The organism is Alpinimonas psychrophila (genome assembly GCF_014137865.1).
GTDB lineage: Bacteria > Actinomycetota > Actinomycetes > Actinomycetales > Microbacteriaceae > Alpinimonas > Alpinimonas psychrophila.
The window spans coordinates 536,670-550,896 of the sequence record NZ_JACGWU010000001.1 but is presented as its reverse complement, the minus strand read 5'-3'; the positions used below and the strand labels follow the sequence as shown (position 1 = coordinate 550,896).

Here is a 14,227-nt window from a genome sequence, read left to right as displayed (position 1 = left end):
TCGGGCCCTGTGCGCCGTGAGCCGTAGACTTTAGCCACCATGAGTCCCTTCTCCCCGTTCGCCGCCAAGCTGGCCGTTATCCCCGTGAACGAGCACACCGTGGGCGTCAGGGGCGTCACCACACACTTTTGGCAATACGGTCAACCCGACGCCTCGAAGACCATCGTCATGATTCACGGATTCCGCGGCGATCATCACGGCCTCGAACCCATTGTGGCCGAACTGGGCGGCGACGTCCGAGTGATTATCCCGGACCTTCCAGGCTTCGGCGCTTCGGATGCCTTACCCGGCGTTAGTGATATCCAGGCATACTCCCTGTGGTTGCAAGATTTCTACGCAGCTGTGACGGTCCCGTCGGCACACCCTCACAGCGTGATTCTGGGCCACTCTTTTGGCTCCATCGTCGTCGCTGCAGCGCTGGCCGGGGGGCTGCCGGCACATCAGGCCGTCTTGATCAACCCGATTGCGGTCAACGCGCTCAAGGGACCCAACGGTTTCATGACGCGTCTCGCCGTGCTGTATTACAAGGCCGCGGCGGTCCTGCCGGAGAAAGCCGGATTCGCGCTCCTGAAGAACACCGCCATCGTGCGCATCATGAGCGTCACGATGGCCAAGACCAAGGACCCAGAGCTGCGCACCTGGATCCATGAGCAGCACGACTCGTACTTCAGCGATTTTGTGAGCCGGGCATCCGTTCTCGAGGCTTTCGAGACATCCGTGAACAACGACGTCAACCAGTTCGTGGATGCCATCAATGCGCGCAAAGATCCGGTGGCGTTTTTGCTTTTGGTGGCTGATCGAGACGACATCACCGCTCTTCCCGAGCAAAAAGCCCTCGCTTCACGCCTCACGGGAGCCCGCCTCGAAGTTGTCAAGGGCGTCGGCCATCTCGTTCACTACGAAGCCCCGGATTTCGCTGCCCACAACATTCGATCCTTTCTGGGGCTACCACCCCGGCAGGCGACCTCCGCGACAACCCGCACGCCATGAAGATTTTCTTTGACTGCCGTTACGTGCGTACCGACCATCACGATGGAATCTCGCGCTTCAGCGCTCGGCTCGTTGAAGAGTTGGCGGCTATTACCGCGGAAACGGGGGAGCACACCGTCACCATGCTCATCCATGACCCAGCTCAGCTCGCCCTGCTCCCCGCTGTGCCATGGAAGCTCATCTCGGCGCCGACCAGTGCCCGCGAGATGATCGTGGCCCACCAGATCAACGCCTTCGGCCCCGACATCGTCTTCAGCCCCATGCAGACAATGGGCTCACGCGGTCGCCGGTATCCGCTGGTTCTCACTGTGCACGACCTCATTTACTACCGGCACCCCAAGCCTCCAACATCGCTGTCATGGCCCGTGCGCCTCCTGTGGCGCCTGTACCACCTCGCCTGGTGGCCGCAACGCTTGTTGCTGAACGGCGCCGACGCCATCGTGGCGGTCTCAAACACCACCGCGACATTGATCGCCGAACATCACCTCACCCGCAAGCCCGTCTACGTCGTACCGAACGCCGCCGACACTGCCGCCGTCGCGTCTGGAGCCACATCCTTTCGCGATCCTGTTACCCGCACAAAGTCCCTGATCTACATGGGATCGTTCATGCCCTACAAGAACGTCGAAACCCTCGTGCGAGCCATGGACCTGTTACCGGAATACGACTTACACCTCCTGAGCAGAGTGTCTGAAGCCGACAAAACACGTCTTCAGGCCATTGCGCCAACCGGGCGACTCATATTTCACAACGGCACCTCCGAAGAGGACTATCAGGCCACGCTGCGCACCGCCACGGCACTGGTTTCCGCTTCCCTGGATGAAGGCTTTGGGATTCCTCTCGTGGAGGCAATGGCCTTGGGAACACCGGTAGTCGTCAGTGACATCGAGATTTTTCACGAAATTGGGGGAGCAGCGGCCCGCTACGTCACCCCACGAGATGCTGCCGGGTTTGCCTCAGCGATTCGCACCCTTGAGGAGGATAGATCGTGGAGCCGCGCATCCCACGCCTCTTTGACACAAGCGGCGGCGTTCAGCTGGCCCGTGTCTGCGAAAAAACTACTCGATGTCCTCGTAGAGGTCGCCGACGCCCAAGCGAAGGGCTAGCTGGGCCAAGACGTCACTCGTGCCGGCGGAAAGCTTCAACACTGAACGCTGATCGCCCTTGGTTTCTCCGCGGTTCACGATCACAATGGGGAGGCGCCTGCGACGCGCTTGTTCGAGCAAGCGAATCCCAGAATTCACGGTGAGCGAGGATCCCGCGATCAACAGAGCGTCGGCGCGCTTAACCAAGGAAGCCGCTGACGCGTATGTCTTAGGCGGCACGAATTCACCGAAAAATACGACATCCGGCTTCAACGTTCCGAGGCACACGGTGCAGTGCGGCACGACGATGCGCTCGAATTCTCGAACCTCCACGTCACCATCGGGGGCTAGCGTGACGCTGTCGGCAAGGTCGAGCCACGGGTTGCGCTCTTGAAGTTGGCGCTCAACGCCGGTGCGGTCAAACATTTGGCCGCAGTCCAAACATCGCACTCGGTCAAGACTTCCATGCAGGTCGACAACGTGCGAGGACCCAGCACGGCGATGTAACCCATCCACATTTTGGCTGATGACACCCTCGATAATGCCGGCCTGCTCCATCGCCGCTAGGGCGATATGGCCACCATTTGGTTCGGCATCTGAGAATGTGCGCCAGCCAATGTGCGCTCCGGCCCAATAGCGCTGACGCGAGGTCTCGCTGTTCAGAAAACTGGAGATGTTCATGGGCGTGCGCTTGGACGCACCTTGTCCTCGATAGTCGGGGATTCCCGAGTCAGTACTGACCCCGGCACCCGTAAGAACCGCCACGCGTTTGCCCGCCAAAATTTCGACGAGGGAATCTAGTCCCTCGACATACACTTCGCTCGTGAGCACCGCGGCCATAGGCCGAGCCTAAAGGGCACGCGTTTCGTGCATGTTTCAGTTCACTGACAAACTGGGGGGATGGCCACTATCGTTCACATCGAAGATCTCACTGCCGACGGATTGGCTGATTACAATCGTCTGACGGATGCCGTTCTGCGCCGCATGAGCGAACCAGCACGGGGCCTCTACATCGCGGAATCGACGAAAGTCATCCAGCGTGCGTTAGCGGCCGGCCATCGTCCGCGCTCCGTACTCCTGCAGGAACAGTGGCTGCCAGACCTTGAACCTTTGGTTGAAGGTTTTGAGGACTGCACGATCTATGTGGGGGAGAGCAAGCTCTTGGAGAGCCTCACGGGATACAACCTGCACCGCGGCGCCCTCGCCTCCATGCATCGGCCGCCCCTTCCCGATCCTGCTGCATTGCTGGCGAACGCCAAACGCGTCGTCATTCTCGAGGACATCGTCGACCACACCAATGTGGGGGCCATTTTTCGTGCGGTTGCGGGTCTGGGGGCCGACGCCGTCTTTGTCACCCCCCGGTGCGCCGATCCGCTCTACCGCCGCAGCGTTCGAGTGAGCATGGGCACGGTGCTTCAGGTGCCGTGGACCCGGTTGCCCGAGTGGCCCGAGGCGCGCACGCTCTTGGCCGATGCGGGTTTCCACGTTGCTGCCCTCGCGTTAGCCGATGACGCCGTCAGTCTGCGCGATTTCGCCGCACACGCTCCCGAACGTGTTGCCCTTGTTCTGGGCACAGAGGGGGACGGCCTCAGTCGCACGGCCCTAGAGGCCGCCGACACCATTGTGACCATCCCCATGTTGCACGGTATCGATTCATTGAACGTGGCTTCGGCGAGCGCCGTCGCGTTATACGCCCTGCAGCAATAGTCCCGACTACGCTTGGTCAAATGCCCTCTCCCGCCGTGTTCCGCCGCCGCCGGCAGGTCGTCTTTGGCACGGCATCCGCCATGTTGCTCGCTGTTATCTTTGCCGTCACCACCCTTGTCGCCCCACTTCCCGCAGCCGCGGTCACCCTGCTGGATGCTCCGGCGCTCACGCAGCCCGCCGCAGTATTGACGCTCCCCGGTTACGGCGAAAGTGCGATTGCCGCCGAGGGGTTCGGCACTTTGGCTACCGATGGTCCACAAGAGCAGGTCCCCATCGCCAGCATCACCAAGGTCATCACGGCTCTCGTCATCCTCGACGCCAAGCCCCTCGCGGATGCCGCCGACCCTGGCCCCACCATTACGTTTACCCAAACGGATGTTCAGATTCTGCAACAGACGCAGGCGGAGTTGGGCTCGTTTGAAGTCGTGACTAACGGCATGCAACTCACGCAGAAGCAGGCCCTCACGGTGATGCTCATGGTGTCTGCGAATAACTATGCTGTTTCTCTCGCGACCTGGGCGTATGGCTCTTTCGACTCCTACCTCGTGGCGGCGAACACGTGGCTGGCCACGCGGGGGCTTACTGACACAGTCGTCGACGATGCCAGCGGGATCTCCTCGGGAAGTCGCAGCACTCCCGCCGACATGCTGACCATTGGTTCCCTTGTCATGGCAAGCCCTTCTTTGGCCGAGATTGTTGGCACTCAAACCGCCGATATTCCCGAGATTGGGGCCATCCGCAACGGCAATCAACTTTTGGGTACCGAGGGAGTCAACGGTATCAAAACCGGCACCACCCTTGATGCCGGCGCAACGCTGCTCTATTCGGCAGTCCTCCAGGTGGGCACCCAGAGCGTGCACGTGATTGGGGTCACGCTCGGGGCCGAAACGCACGCACAGTTGCGAGATTCCGTGACGGCCCTCCTGGCTTCCGTTCGCGCGAGCTTTCACGAGGTCACCGTCACGACAGACGGTCAAACCTTCGGCTCCGCGGTGACCGCCTGGGGTGCATCCGCTGATATTGCCTCCCAGGAGTCCTTGACCCGCGTTGTATTTGGCGATACCCCCATCATCGTGACGCCAGTTGTTTCCCGGGTCGGTTCCGGGGGAATCGGCACCGTTGTCGGCACCCTCGAAATATCCGTTGGCACCGAGTCACTGTCGATCCCGCTTGATCTCACCGTGGCACTGGATGACCCCGGGGCCGGATGGCGGCTGACGCACGCCGGTGAATTGTTCTAACGCCTAGTAAAATTGAATCATCATGACGGGTGAATCGACGAGCTTTGGAACCGCCGCCGCCGAACACCTCTCTCCTTCCTTTCCGGATCGCGCCGCCCGCGGTACCGCCGAGAAATTGCGGGCGTGGCAGGTGGAAGCCCTCGAGGTGTACTTCGCCACCGAACCCAAGGATTTCCTCGCCGCGGCAACCCCTGGTGCCGGCAAGACCACGTTTGCCCTGCGTCTGGCCAGCGAGCTCCTGCGCCGGCGCATCATCGACCGCATCACGGTGGTTACGCCCACCGAGCATCTCAAGAATCAATGGGCTGAAGCGGCGCACCGCGTCGGCATCCGGCTCGACCCCGGCTTCACGAACTCCCAAAAGCGCCATGCCCGCCAGTATCACGGCGTTGCCGTGACCTACGCGCAGGTCGCCACCAAGGCCCATGTGCACCGTGACCTCACCGCGTCCTCCCGCACTCTGGTTATCCTCGACGAGATTCATCATGGGGGAGACGCCCTCAGTTGGGGGGACGCGATTCGCGAGGCCTTTGATCGTGCCACGCGCCGACTCTCGCTCACCGGTACTCCCTTTCGCTCCGACACCGCTCCCATCCCCTTCGTGGCGTACCTGCCCGACCGCGACGGCGTTCTCGTGTCACAAACCGATTACGACTACGGCTACTCCCGCGCCCTCAGTGACGGCGTTGTGCGGCCGGTCATCTTCATGGTTTATGCCGGGGCCATGCGCTGGCGTACCCGTGCCGGCGATGAGATGGAAGCCCGGCTTGGTCAAGACAACACCAAGGACATCACGGCGCAAGCGTGGCGCACTGCTCTGGATCCCGCAGGCGACTGGATCCCGCAGGTCTTGCAGGCCGCCAATCGGCGTCTGACCGAAGTACGTCATAGCATTCCGGATGCCGCGGGTCTGGTCATCGCAACTGATCAAGATGCCGCGCGCGCCTATGCCGCCATTCTGCAGACAATCTCCGGCGAAGAGGTGACGCTGGTCCTCTCGGACGAACCCGGATCCTCGGAGCGCATCGACACGTTCTCGGCCTCGAATCGTCGCTGGATGGTCGCCGTTCGCATGGTGTCGGAGGGAGTGGACGTTCCTCGTTTAGCAGTCGGTGTCTACGCCACCAGCGCGGCAACCCCCCTCTACTTCGCCCAAGCCATCGGACGTTTCGTGCGGGCACGCCGCCGCGGAGAGACCGCCACCGTTTTTGTCCCCAACGTGCCGTCGCTTCTGGCGCTGTCCACGGAACTCGAAGTGCAGCGTGATCACGCTCTTGAGCGACGCCTGAAGCCGGGGGAGGACGCCGATTATCCCGAGGCCAACCTCATGGAACAGGCCGAGCGTGATGACAAGGCCAGCGAGGCTCTCGAACAAGAATTTGAGTTTGCCGCTCTCGGGTCGGATGCGAACTTTGACCGAGCCCTTTTTCAGGGTGACGAGTTTGGCGCGTACGCCGAATCGGGCAGTGACGAAGAACTCGACTTCATTGGGATCCCGGGTTTGTTGGAACCGGACCAGATCAGTGACCTCCTCAAGCAACGGCAACGCCGTCAATCCGCCCGGGGGAGTAAACCTGGAGCCACGTCCTATGACGTAGCCGAGGTTCGCCCACAGGCGCTTTTCCGAAGTTTGAAAGAGCAGCGCACCCTTCTCAACTCCTTGGTTTCGCTCTGGTCAAAGCAGACCAGCACGCCGCACGGCATGGTGCACAACGAGCTCCGTCAAACCTGCGGGGGACCTGCCGTGGCTACGGCAACGGTTGCGCAATTGCAGTCGCGAATTGATCTCATGCGCCGCCGCATTTCGAGCCCCCGATAACGAGAACTCGGGGGTAATATTTTTGGATGTCGTGCATCCGTTTCAATACCCCAGCCCAGCTTCGTCAACTCGATGAACTTCGGGGCGATAAGAGCAAACGCGACCAGTCCATTGCCCAGTTTCTTTCTCCCGTGATCACGGAATCCAAGATTCTGCGGATTCGCGCCATGGCCAAGGACAAGAACCCTAAGATTCGCGAAAGTGCTGCCCTCGGGTACCACACACCCGAAGATGTCATGTGGGACTTGGCCAAGGACAAAAACGAGGGTGTGCGCGTGTGTGTAGCCCGCAACGAGAGCACGCCGTGCGACATCTTGCGCCACCTCGGCACCGACAAGAGCGAACAGGTCCGCAGCTGGGTTGCTGTGAACTTCTTCGTGCCCGATGACGTCATGACCCTCCTCGCCTCTGATAAGAGCGAAACCGTGCGCAAGCTCGTCGGCTGGAAAGCGTCACTGGCTCAGGAAGCCCTCGTCAACGCCTGACAGCAATGGCTCACGAACATCGGGTCCGATTAACGTCTCACCGATTAAATTGCCGTCGCCGTGGAGTCCAAACGAAATCCGGGTTGAGGCCGGCGTGGTTTGTTACACCTAATTTCACCCTAACCAGAAAACATTTAGCGACCCGAAAGCTGGTCGCAGGAGAAGCAGTAGTAGCACGAGGATAACGGTTGAACCGAGCCAAAGCCACCAGCGTCTACGGGCATTTGCTATCGCGAGAGCGATGAAGATGGGGATGGCCAACTCGACCGCCGCGATCGTAAAGGTGGTGAGATGAAAAACGCCGTATGAAGAATTGCCGAAAAAAGAGAATGTCAAACTTAAACTCGGTGAAATCGAAATAATGGTGGCAGTCACCCCAACTGTTCCGACCACCCAGGCAACAACGAGGCGCAGGCGCCATTGCCGTTGCCAGACAGGCTTTGGGCTTTTCACTGGTCGAGCTCGCGCAGAAGGAGACAGGTGACGTCATTGCCCGTGAGTCCGGCACGGATATGTTTCGTGGACGTGCTGTTCTGCAGCATCAAATTATGCAGGTGGGCCGGTGGCATGATCCCAATTCCGTGGTCAAGAAGGATAGTGCACTACATTTTAGCGACGTCGGCATACGCGGCGAAGTCCACCTCGGTTGTAAACGGGTGATCATCCCAGTCTGGGCAAAGATTTTGCTTATTAGCCCTTTGCCTCAGAAATGTAGAAAACCCCAGCCCACACAGGGCCGGGGTTTTCTCTGTACGCGATGTCCTGAGACATCACACCTGTGCGCGAAAGGGGACTTGAACCCCTACGTCCTTTCGGACACTAGCACCTCAAGCTAGCGCGTCTGCCATTCCGCCACCCGCGCAGGTTTTGATGCCGAAGCAACAAAAATTTAGACTATCACGAATCAAAGTACGGTTAAGTCATGCCCACCCACATCGCGAAAGATTCTCTCGATGAGACAGCCCTCATTGCTCGGGATCTCATACGTTTTGACACCTCAAACTTTGGTTCGGGAAAAAGTAATGGAGAGACCGAGGCTGCCGAATACGTTGCCGCCTATCTCACAAACCTCGGACTCACGCCCACGCTGATTGATGCAGCCCCTCGCCGCACGAGTGTTGTCGCCCGGGTTGCCGGTCGCGACCGCACCAAGCCGGCACTGGTTGTGCATGGGCATCTCGATGTGGTTCCCGCGGACGCGGAAAGCTGGTCGGTAGACCCCTTCGAAGGTGTGATCAAAGACGGAATGCTGTGGGGTCGCGGTGCCGTGGACATGAAGAATATGGATGCCATGATCCTGACTGCCCTCAGCGACATCATTCGAGGCGGTCACCAACCCGAACGAGACCTCGTCGTCGCATTTTTCGCCGACGAGGAGAATGGCGGAGCGTTTGGCTCCCATCACCTCGTCGATGAACATCCAGAACTCTTCGAGGGGGCCACCGAAGCCATTAGTGAAGTTGGCGGGTACTCAGTGGACCTTGCCGGCGAAACGGCCTATTTGGTGCAGACGGCCGAGAAGGCAATGCTCTGGATCCAACTTGTGGCACGGGGGACCGCCGGACACGGTTCTCTCATCAACCCCCACAACGCCGTGACAATGCTCGCTGAAGCCGTTGCTCGCCTGGGGCGACACGAGTGGCCACTGCGCCTGACACGCACCACAGAAGAGCTCCTGACCAAGGTTGCCGGCATCCTGGGCACCGATATCGAGAAGATCGGCCACGAACAGGTGGCCATTGCCACCGGGAGCGCCAGCAAGTTTATTCTCGCCACGCTGCGCACCACCGCGAATCCAACGGTCATGAGGGCCGGCTACAAGCACAATGTCGTGCCCGACCAGGCGAGTGCCCTCATTGACGTGCGCACGGCACCCGGGGATGAGGAAGCCACCCTTGCCACCATCGCTGACATCGTCGGGCCCGACATCGAGATCGTTATTTCCCATCGCGACATTGGCCTCGAGACCACCCTCGACGGTGCTCTTGCCGTGAAGATGACGTCCTCTCTCCTCAGGTTTGACCCTGATGCTCACGTTTTGCCCTACATGCTCTCCGGGGGAACCGACAACAAGGCCCTGGCCAAACTGGGCATCCGCGGATTTGGTTTCGCCCCTCTCAAGCTTCCTAAAGATTTTGATTTTCCGTCGATGTTTCATGGCGTTGACGAACGCGTCCCGCTCGACGCGTTAGTGTTTGGCAGGGCCGTTCTCACAGACCTTCTCCGCACGTACTAAATAACCCCCTTTAGATTTTTCACGCGCGCTTCTGGCGCCCCCTTTCGCGAAAGAAATAGCCATGGGATTCTTCGAAGCCATCATTCTCGGACTTGTTCAGGGACTCACCGAGTTCCTGCCCGTGTCGAGCTCGGCGCACCTGCGCATTCTCGGTGAGTTCTTGCCTCACGCCGGCGACCCGGGGGCAACGTTTACTGCGATAACCCAGCTCGGCACCGAGACGGCCGTCATCTTGTACTTCTGGCGCGACATTGTGCGCATCGTCAAGGCGTGGGCCGGATCCCTCATCGGCCGCGTTGCCCGCCGCAACGAGGATGCCCGAATGGGGTGGCTGATCATTCTCGGCTCTCTCCCGATCATCATTTTGGGCCTCCTTTTCCAAAAAGAGATCGAAACGACCCTGCGTTCCCTCTGGATAGTCGCCGGGACGCTCATTGGATTTGGAATCCTCTTAGGGATCGCCGACATCGTGGGGCGAAAGACCAAAAACCTCAACCAGATCACTGTTGGACGCGGAATTATCTTCGGTCTCGCTCAGGCCCTTGCCCTGATTCCCGGGGTTTCCCGTTCGGGCGGCACCATTACAGCCGGGCTCTTCATGGGCTTTAGCCGCACGGCAGCAGCCCGCTATTCGTTTCTCCTCGCGATTCCAGCTGTGTTCGGAAGCGGGCTCTACCAGCTCGCTAAGAGCTTCAAAGAACCGTCCGTTTTTGGGCCTTTTGAAACCTTGACCGCCACTGTGGTTGCCTTCTTCATGGGTCTCGCCATCATCGCGTTCCTGATGAACTGGCTCGGCAAGCACAGCTTTATGCCATTTGTCATCTACCGCATCGTTCTCGGAATGGCGCTCGTTGCCCTCCTTCTCACCGGAGTGCTTCAGCCCTACTAGGCCTTCGCTAAGCCTTAGGTGGGCCGGTCGGGCCGGTCGGGCCACCGAATCCTGCAGGACCATTCGCGTCGGGCTTGTCTTCGCTCCGAAGAAAACGCTCAAACTCCTGAGCGATCGACTCGCCCGTGGCTTCGGGGGAGTCCACGACGTCTCGCGCCTGCTCCAGTTGTGTGATGTACGCCGTCATATCTTCATCGTCTTGAGCGAGCTTGTCGATGTTTTTTTGCCACTCGGCGGTGTCTTCCACGAGGGTTCCGCGCGGAATGACAACATCGATGATCTCTTCGAGCTTGTCAATCAACGCCAACGTTGCCTTGGGGCAGGGTCCGTGGTGAACATAATGCGGAACCGAGGCCCAAACCGAGACAGTCGGGATTCCCGCGGACTCGGCAGCGATGGCCAATACGCTCAGAATCCCCACGGGGCCCTCATACGTGCTGCGTTCAACTTCCAGCTGAGAGCGCACCTGGGCGTTGTCACTAGAGACAAACGTGGGCACCGGCCGGGAATGGGGTACATCGGCCAGCATCGCTCCCAGAAAGACCATCCCGCTGATATCAGCGGCGAGCGCGACATCCATAATTTCGGTCACAAACGTCTGCCAGTTACGGGACGGTTCCACACCCTGCAGCAAGTAAATGTTGGCCGTGTTGGTCCCGGTCACGTTCAACATGGGTTCCTCAACGGGCTCGGGGAGCGACTGGCCGGGAACCAAGGGAGCGTACAAGGTGGACGTCGGCCACGCCAGAGTGCGGTTGCCCTCGTCATCAAAACCGATAGTTGGGCGGTTGAACTGAAAGTCGTAGTAGGTCTCGGAATCTACCGAGATGAGTTCGATAACCTCGAGTTGCTCTTGCAAGGTGCGCACAGCGGAACTCGCGGCATCGCCCGCGTCGTTCCAACCTTCAAAGGCAACGACCAGCAGTCGCCCCCGAAAAACCTTGTCTTTTTCACTCACTACGCCCAGCCTTATCTCGTTTACGTCCACTTCAAAGGATACGACCTACTGCCGACAGTAGGCTTGAGAGTTGTGAGCCTTGAACGAAATACCCCCCTTCCTTTGCCCTCCGGTGTCCTGTGGGACATGGACGGAACCATTGTCGACACCGAACCCTATTGGATCGTGGCCGAAATTGAGCTGTGCGAAAGCTTCGGTCAAACGTGGACCCACGCCGACGGTCTCAGCCTTGTCGGAAACGGCCTCGCCGTATCAGCCGCCAAACTATTCGAGCGCGGCGTCGACCTCCCGCTGAGTGAGATTATTGAGCGCCTGACCACCCGCGTAGTGGAGCAGCTCGAAATTGCGGTGCCCTGGCGCCCTGGAGCTCTCGAGCTTCTCACCGAGCTGGCCGCCGCCGGTATTCCCCAGGCCCTGGTGACGATGTCCTTCGAGCGCATGGCAAACCGAATCGCCGAACTCGTTCCCGGGCAGCCCTTTTCTCATATCGTGGCTGGCGATCATGTCAAAAACTCCAAGCCGCATCCCGAGCCCTATATTCTGGGCGCCACGCTTCTCGGCGTTGACGTGACGGAGTGTGTGGCCATCGAAGATTCTCCAGCCGGTTTGGGCTCGGCGCGCACAGCCGGAACCGTGGCCATTGGCGTGCACCACATGGTTGACCTCACCAGCGACATGGGCTTCGTCATCTTGCCTTCGCTGGCGGGCGTCACGGCCGAGGACATTTTTTCGTTGTATTCCCAAGCACAGGAGGCTCGCGCATGAGCGACACCACGAATGCTCGTTTCCTTCCAGGACCCTTCCGTGCCGGCGACCGCGTGCAACTCACGGACCCCAAGGGCAAGCTGAACACCTTCACACTCCAGGTTGGCGGCGAGTATCACACGCATCGAGGCGCCATCAGGCATGACGACATCATTGGTGTTCCGGATGCGTCTGTCGTGCCCAATACCGTGGGGGTGCCTTACCTGGCCATGCGCCCGCTCCTGATCGACTTTGTCATGTCGATGCCCCGCGGCGCCGCCATCATTTATCCCAAGGAAGCCCAAGCCATTTTGGGTCAAGCCGATATCTTTCCCGGTGCGCGCGTGGTCGAGGCTGGTGTCGGCTCCGGGGCACTCTCACTGTGGCTCCTTCGCGCCATCGGCCCCACCGGCCACCTGTTTTCCTACGAGCGTCGCGAAGAATTTGCCGACGTTGCGCGGGCAAACGGAAGCACCTTTCACGGTTACGACCCCGAAAACTGGACCATCACGGTAGGCGATCTCGTCGAATCCCTTCCCGCCACTGTGCCCGCCGGAACCGCTGACCGGGTCATTCTCGACATGCTTGCCCCGTGGGAATGCGTGGATGCCGTCTCGGACGTTCTCGTGCCCGGGGGAGTACTGCTCTGCTACGTCGCCACGGTCACCCAACTTTCGCGCGTCGTGGAGGCGTTGCGGGCATCCGGTAATTTCACCCACCCCGCGTCAAGTGAAACTCTCGTTCGCACCTGGCATGTCGAGGGACTCGCCGTTCGCCCCGATCACCGCATGATTGGCCACACAGCCTTCTTGGTCACCGCACGTCGCCTCGCTCCGGGAGCCATCTTGCCCGACCTGAAACGACGTGCGTCCAAGAGTGATTTCACCGATGAAGATGTTGAGGCGTGGACACCGGGAGCCCTCGGCGGACGAGAAATAAGCCCTAAGAGCCTTCGCAAGCGCGTTCGGGCGGCAACCGAAAGTTCCGAGCTGGCCATGGCCCCCGTGGACGACGCATCACCAGATTCCCAGTAACGTGGCCGATACACTCAGTAATACAGGATGCGCTTTGCTGCTGCTGTCCAAACTCCCACTTTTTCACACTTTTGAAGCGAGGCACTCGTGCGCAAATCTGTAGCGCTCATAGCATCCGTCACACTCATTGCGGCCCTGGCAGGATGTTCGGCGGCCGGCGGCGCCTCTGCTGACTGCACCGTTCGTGCCGAGACCGGTTCGGCGACCCAGGCTCTAAACATCACCGGCGATTTCGGCACGGTTCCCACCGTCGTGATTCCGTCGGCATTGACAACCTCGACCACCCAGCGCCAGGTCATCACTCAAGGCAGTGGCGACATGGTCACCTCGGGTCAGACCGTCACTATTGACGTCAGCATTTACAACGGTGCCACCGGCCAGGTCCTTCAGGACTCGAAGTTTGACCGCTCGACCACCATGGCGGTCACCCTCAGCGACACGGCGACGCTTCCTGGGATTGTCAAGGCGCTTGAGTGCCTCCCCATCGGCACCCGTGTTGCCGCGGCGATTGCTCCCGCCGACGCATTTGGCACGGCCGGAAACGCGCAAGCCGGGATCGGCCCCGATACGACCATCGTCTTGGTTGCGGACATCGTCAGTACCGCTCTTGCAAAAGCTAACGGTGCGAGCCAGCCTGCTGTGGATGGTTTCCCGTCCGTAGTGCTGGATGACAAGGGCGTTCCCGGAATCACCATTCCCAAGACCGCTGCTCCCACCGATTTCAAGGTTGCCGTTCTCAAAAAAGGCGATGGACCCGTTGTCAAGACGGGAGCTACCGTCACGGTTCACTACACCGGTGCCCTCTGGGCCGATAACAGTATCTTTGACTCCAGCTGGTCGAAGGGCGCCCCGGCCACCTTCAGCCTGACGGCTGTCGTTCCTGGTTTTGCTCAAGCTATTGAAGGGCAAACGGTGGGATCGCAAGTTATCGCGATCATTCCGCCGGCCCTTGGTTATGGCAACCAGGCCAGCGGGGCCATTCCTGCAGGTTCGACGCTGGTCTTCGTTATCGACATTCTCGCGTCGAACTAAGTTCCCC

The 14,227-nt window shown here is 60.0% G+C and carries 13 protein-coding genes and 1 tRNA gene; 11 read left to right on the top strand and 3 right to left on the bottom strand.

Features of this window, described 5'->3' with window-relative positions; genetic code table 11:
- Window positions 1-39 precede the first annotated feature (39 nt).
- Window positions 40-990, top strand: a complete 951-nt coding sequence (locus FB555_RS02525) for an alpha/beta fold hydrolase (protein WP_182483849.1) — start codon at window positions 40-42, stop codon at window positions 988-990.
- The gene (locus FB555_RS02520) at window positions 987-2,096 is read left to right on the top strand and encodes a glycosyltransferase family 4 protein (RefSeq protein ID WP_182483848.1); all 1,110 of its coding nucleotides are present in this window, start codon (window positions 987-989) and stop codon (window positions 2,094-2,096) included. Before FB555_RS02525 ends, FB555_RS02520 begins: the two co-directional genes overlap by 4 nt.
- Here the strand turns inward: FB555_RS02520 and FB555_RS02515 are convergent.
- Window positions 2,049-2,915, bottom strand: coding sequence for a Sir2 family NAD-dependent protein deacetylase (locus FB555_RS02515; RefSeq protein ID WP_182483847.1), 867 nt, complete (start codon window positions 2,913-2,915; stop codon window positions 2,049-2,051). The genes FB555_RS02520 and FB555_RS02515 overlap by 48 nt on opposite strands.
- Before the next feature lie 60 nt (window positions 2,916-2,975).
- Between FB555_RS02515 and FB555_RS02510 the strand changes: the two genes are divergently transcribed.
- The 4 genes from FB555_RS02510 to FB555_RS02495 are packed head-to-tail and all read left to right on the top strand — an operon-like array spanning window position 2,976 to window position 7,327.
- A complete protein-coding gene (locus FB555_RS02510; protein ID WP_182483846.1) occupies window positions 2,976-3,782 on the top strand; it encodes a TrmH family RNA methyltransferase in 807 nt (268 codons plus the stop codon).
- 20 nt (window positions 3,783-3,802) lie between these two features.
- Window positions 3,803-5,023 carry a D-alanyl-D-alanine carboxypeptidase family protein gene (locus FB555_RS02505; RefSeq protein ID WP_182483845.1) on the top strand — a complete coding sequence of 407 codons (1,221 nt, stop codon included), beginning with the start codon at window positions 3,803-3,805 and terminating at the stop codon, window positions 5,021-5,023.
- 22 nt (window positions 5,024-5,045) lie between these two features.
- Window positions 5,046-6,842 carry a DEAD/DEAH box helicase gene (locus FB555_RS02500; protein ID WP_182483844.1) on the top strand — a complete coding sequence of 599 codons (1,797 nt, stop codon included), beginning with the start codon at window positions 5,046-5,048 and terminating at the stop codon, window positions 6,840-6,842.
- 26 nt (window positions 6,843-6,868) lie between these two features.
- Entirely contained in the window at window positions 6,869-7,327 is a 459-nt protein-coding gene (locus tag FB555_RS02495; protein WP_182483843.1) for a hypothetical protein, read from the top strand.
- Between the two features lie 779 nt (window positions 7,328-8,106).
- On the opposite strand, the gene FB555_RS02490 is transcribed toward FB555_RS02495, so the two are convergent.
- Window positions 8,107-8,189 (bottom strand) — tRNA-Leu (locus tag FB555_RS02490).
- Between the two features lie 60 nt (window positions 8,190-8,249).
- Here FB555_RS02490 and FB555_RS02485 point away from each other — a divergent pair.
- Together FB555_RS02485 and FB555_RS02480 are read left to right on the top strand one after the other, a co-directional pair.
- A complete protein-coding gene (locus FB555_RS02485) occupies window positions 8,250-9,563 on the top strand; it encodes a M20/M25/M40 family metallo-hydrolase (RefSeq protein ID WP_182483842.1) in 1,314 nt (437 codons plus the stop codon).
- Window positions 9,564-9,624: 61 nt separating this feature from the next.
- Entirely contained in the window at window positions 9,625-10,452 is an 828-nt protein-coding gene (locus FB555_RS02480) for an undecaprenyl-diphosphate phosphatase (RefSeq protein WP_182483841.1), read from the top strand.
- 7 nt (window positions 10,453-10,459) lie between these two features.
- Here the strand turns inward: FB555_RS02480 and FB555_RS02475 are convergent, their stop codons facing one another.
- Window positions 10,460-11,410, bottom strand: a complete 951-nt coding sequence (locus tag FB555_RS02475; RefSeq protein WP_182483840.1) for a PAC2 family protein — start codon at window positions 11,408-11,410, stop codon at window positions 10,460-10,462.
- A gap of 72 nt (window positions 11,411-11,482) precedes the next feature.
- Here FB555_RS02475 and FB555_RS02470 point away from each other — a divergent pair, with 72 nt between their 5' ends.
- From FB555_RS02470 to FB555_RS02460, 3 genes are all read left to right on the top strand, one after another.
- Window positions 11,483-12,175, top strand: coding sequence for an HAD family hydrolase (locus tag FB555_RS02470; protein WP_343046379.1), 693 nt, complete (start codon window positions 11,483-11,485; stop codon window positions 12,173-12,175).
- Window positions 12,172-13,188 (top strand): tRNA (adenine-N1)-methyltransferase, encoded by a 1,017-nt coding sequence (locus tag FB555_RS02465; RefSeq protein ID WP_182483839.1) that lies wholly within the window; start codon window positions 12,172-12,174, stop codon window positions 13,186-13,188. The genes FB555_RS02470 and FB555_RS02465 overlap by 4 nt, the downstream gene beginning before the upstream one ends.
- A gap of 87 nt (window positions 13,189-13,275) precedes the next feature.
- Complete coding sequence (locus tag FB555_RS02460) at window positions 13,276-14,220, top strand: FKBP-type peptidyl-prolyl cis-trans isomerase (protein WP_182483838.1); 945 nt, start codon at window positions 13,276-13,278, stop codon at window positions 14,218-14,220.
- Window positions 14,221-14,227: the final 7 nt, after the last annotated feature.

What these genes read in the sequence shown, in the direction of transcription:
- FB555_RS02480 (WP_182483841.1), top strand. Translation starts at nt 9,625, where the DNA reads ATGGGATTCTTCGAAGCCATCATTCTCGGACTTGTTCAGGGACTCACC.
- FB555_RS02505 (WP_182483845.1), top strand. Translation starts at nt 3,803, where the DNA reads ATGCCCTCTCCCGCCGTGTTCCGCCGCCGCCGGCAGGTCGTCTTTGGC.
- FB555_RS02465 (WP_182483839.1), top strand. Translation starts at nt 12,172, where the DNA reads ATGAGCGACACCACGAATGCTCGTTTCCTTCCAGGACCCTTCCGTGCC.
- FB555_RS02510 (WP_182483846.1), top strand. Translation starts at nt 2,976, where the DNA reads ATGGCCACTATCGTTCACATCGAAGATCTCACTGCCGACGGATTGGCT.
- FB555_RS02515 (WP_182483847.1), bottom strand. Translation starts at nt 2,915, where the DNA reads ATGGCCGCGGTGCTCACGAGCGAAGTGTATGTCGAGGGACTAGATTCC.
- FB555_RS02500 (WP_182483844.1), top strand. Translation starts at nt 5,046, where the DNA reads ATGACGGGTGAATCGACGAGCTTTGGAACCGCCGCCGCCGAACACCTC.
- FB555_RS02495 (WP_182483843.1), top strand. Translation starts at nt 6,869, where the DNA reads ATGTCGTGCATCCGTTTCAATACCCCAGCCCAGCTTCGTCAACTCGAT.
- FB555_RS02525 (WP_182483849.1), top strand. Translation starts at nt 40, where the DNA reads ATGAGTCCCTTCTCCCCGTTCGCCGCCAAGCTGGCCGTTATCCCCGTG.
- FB555_RS02485 (WP_182483842.1), top strand. Translation starts at nt 8,250, where the DNA reads ATGCCCACCCACATCGCGAAAGATTCTCTCGATGAGACAGCCCTCATT.
- FB555_RS02520 (WP_182483848.1), top strand. Translation starts at nt 987, where the DNA reads ATGAAGATTTTCTTTGACTGCCGTTACGTGCGTACCGACCATCACGAT.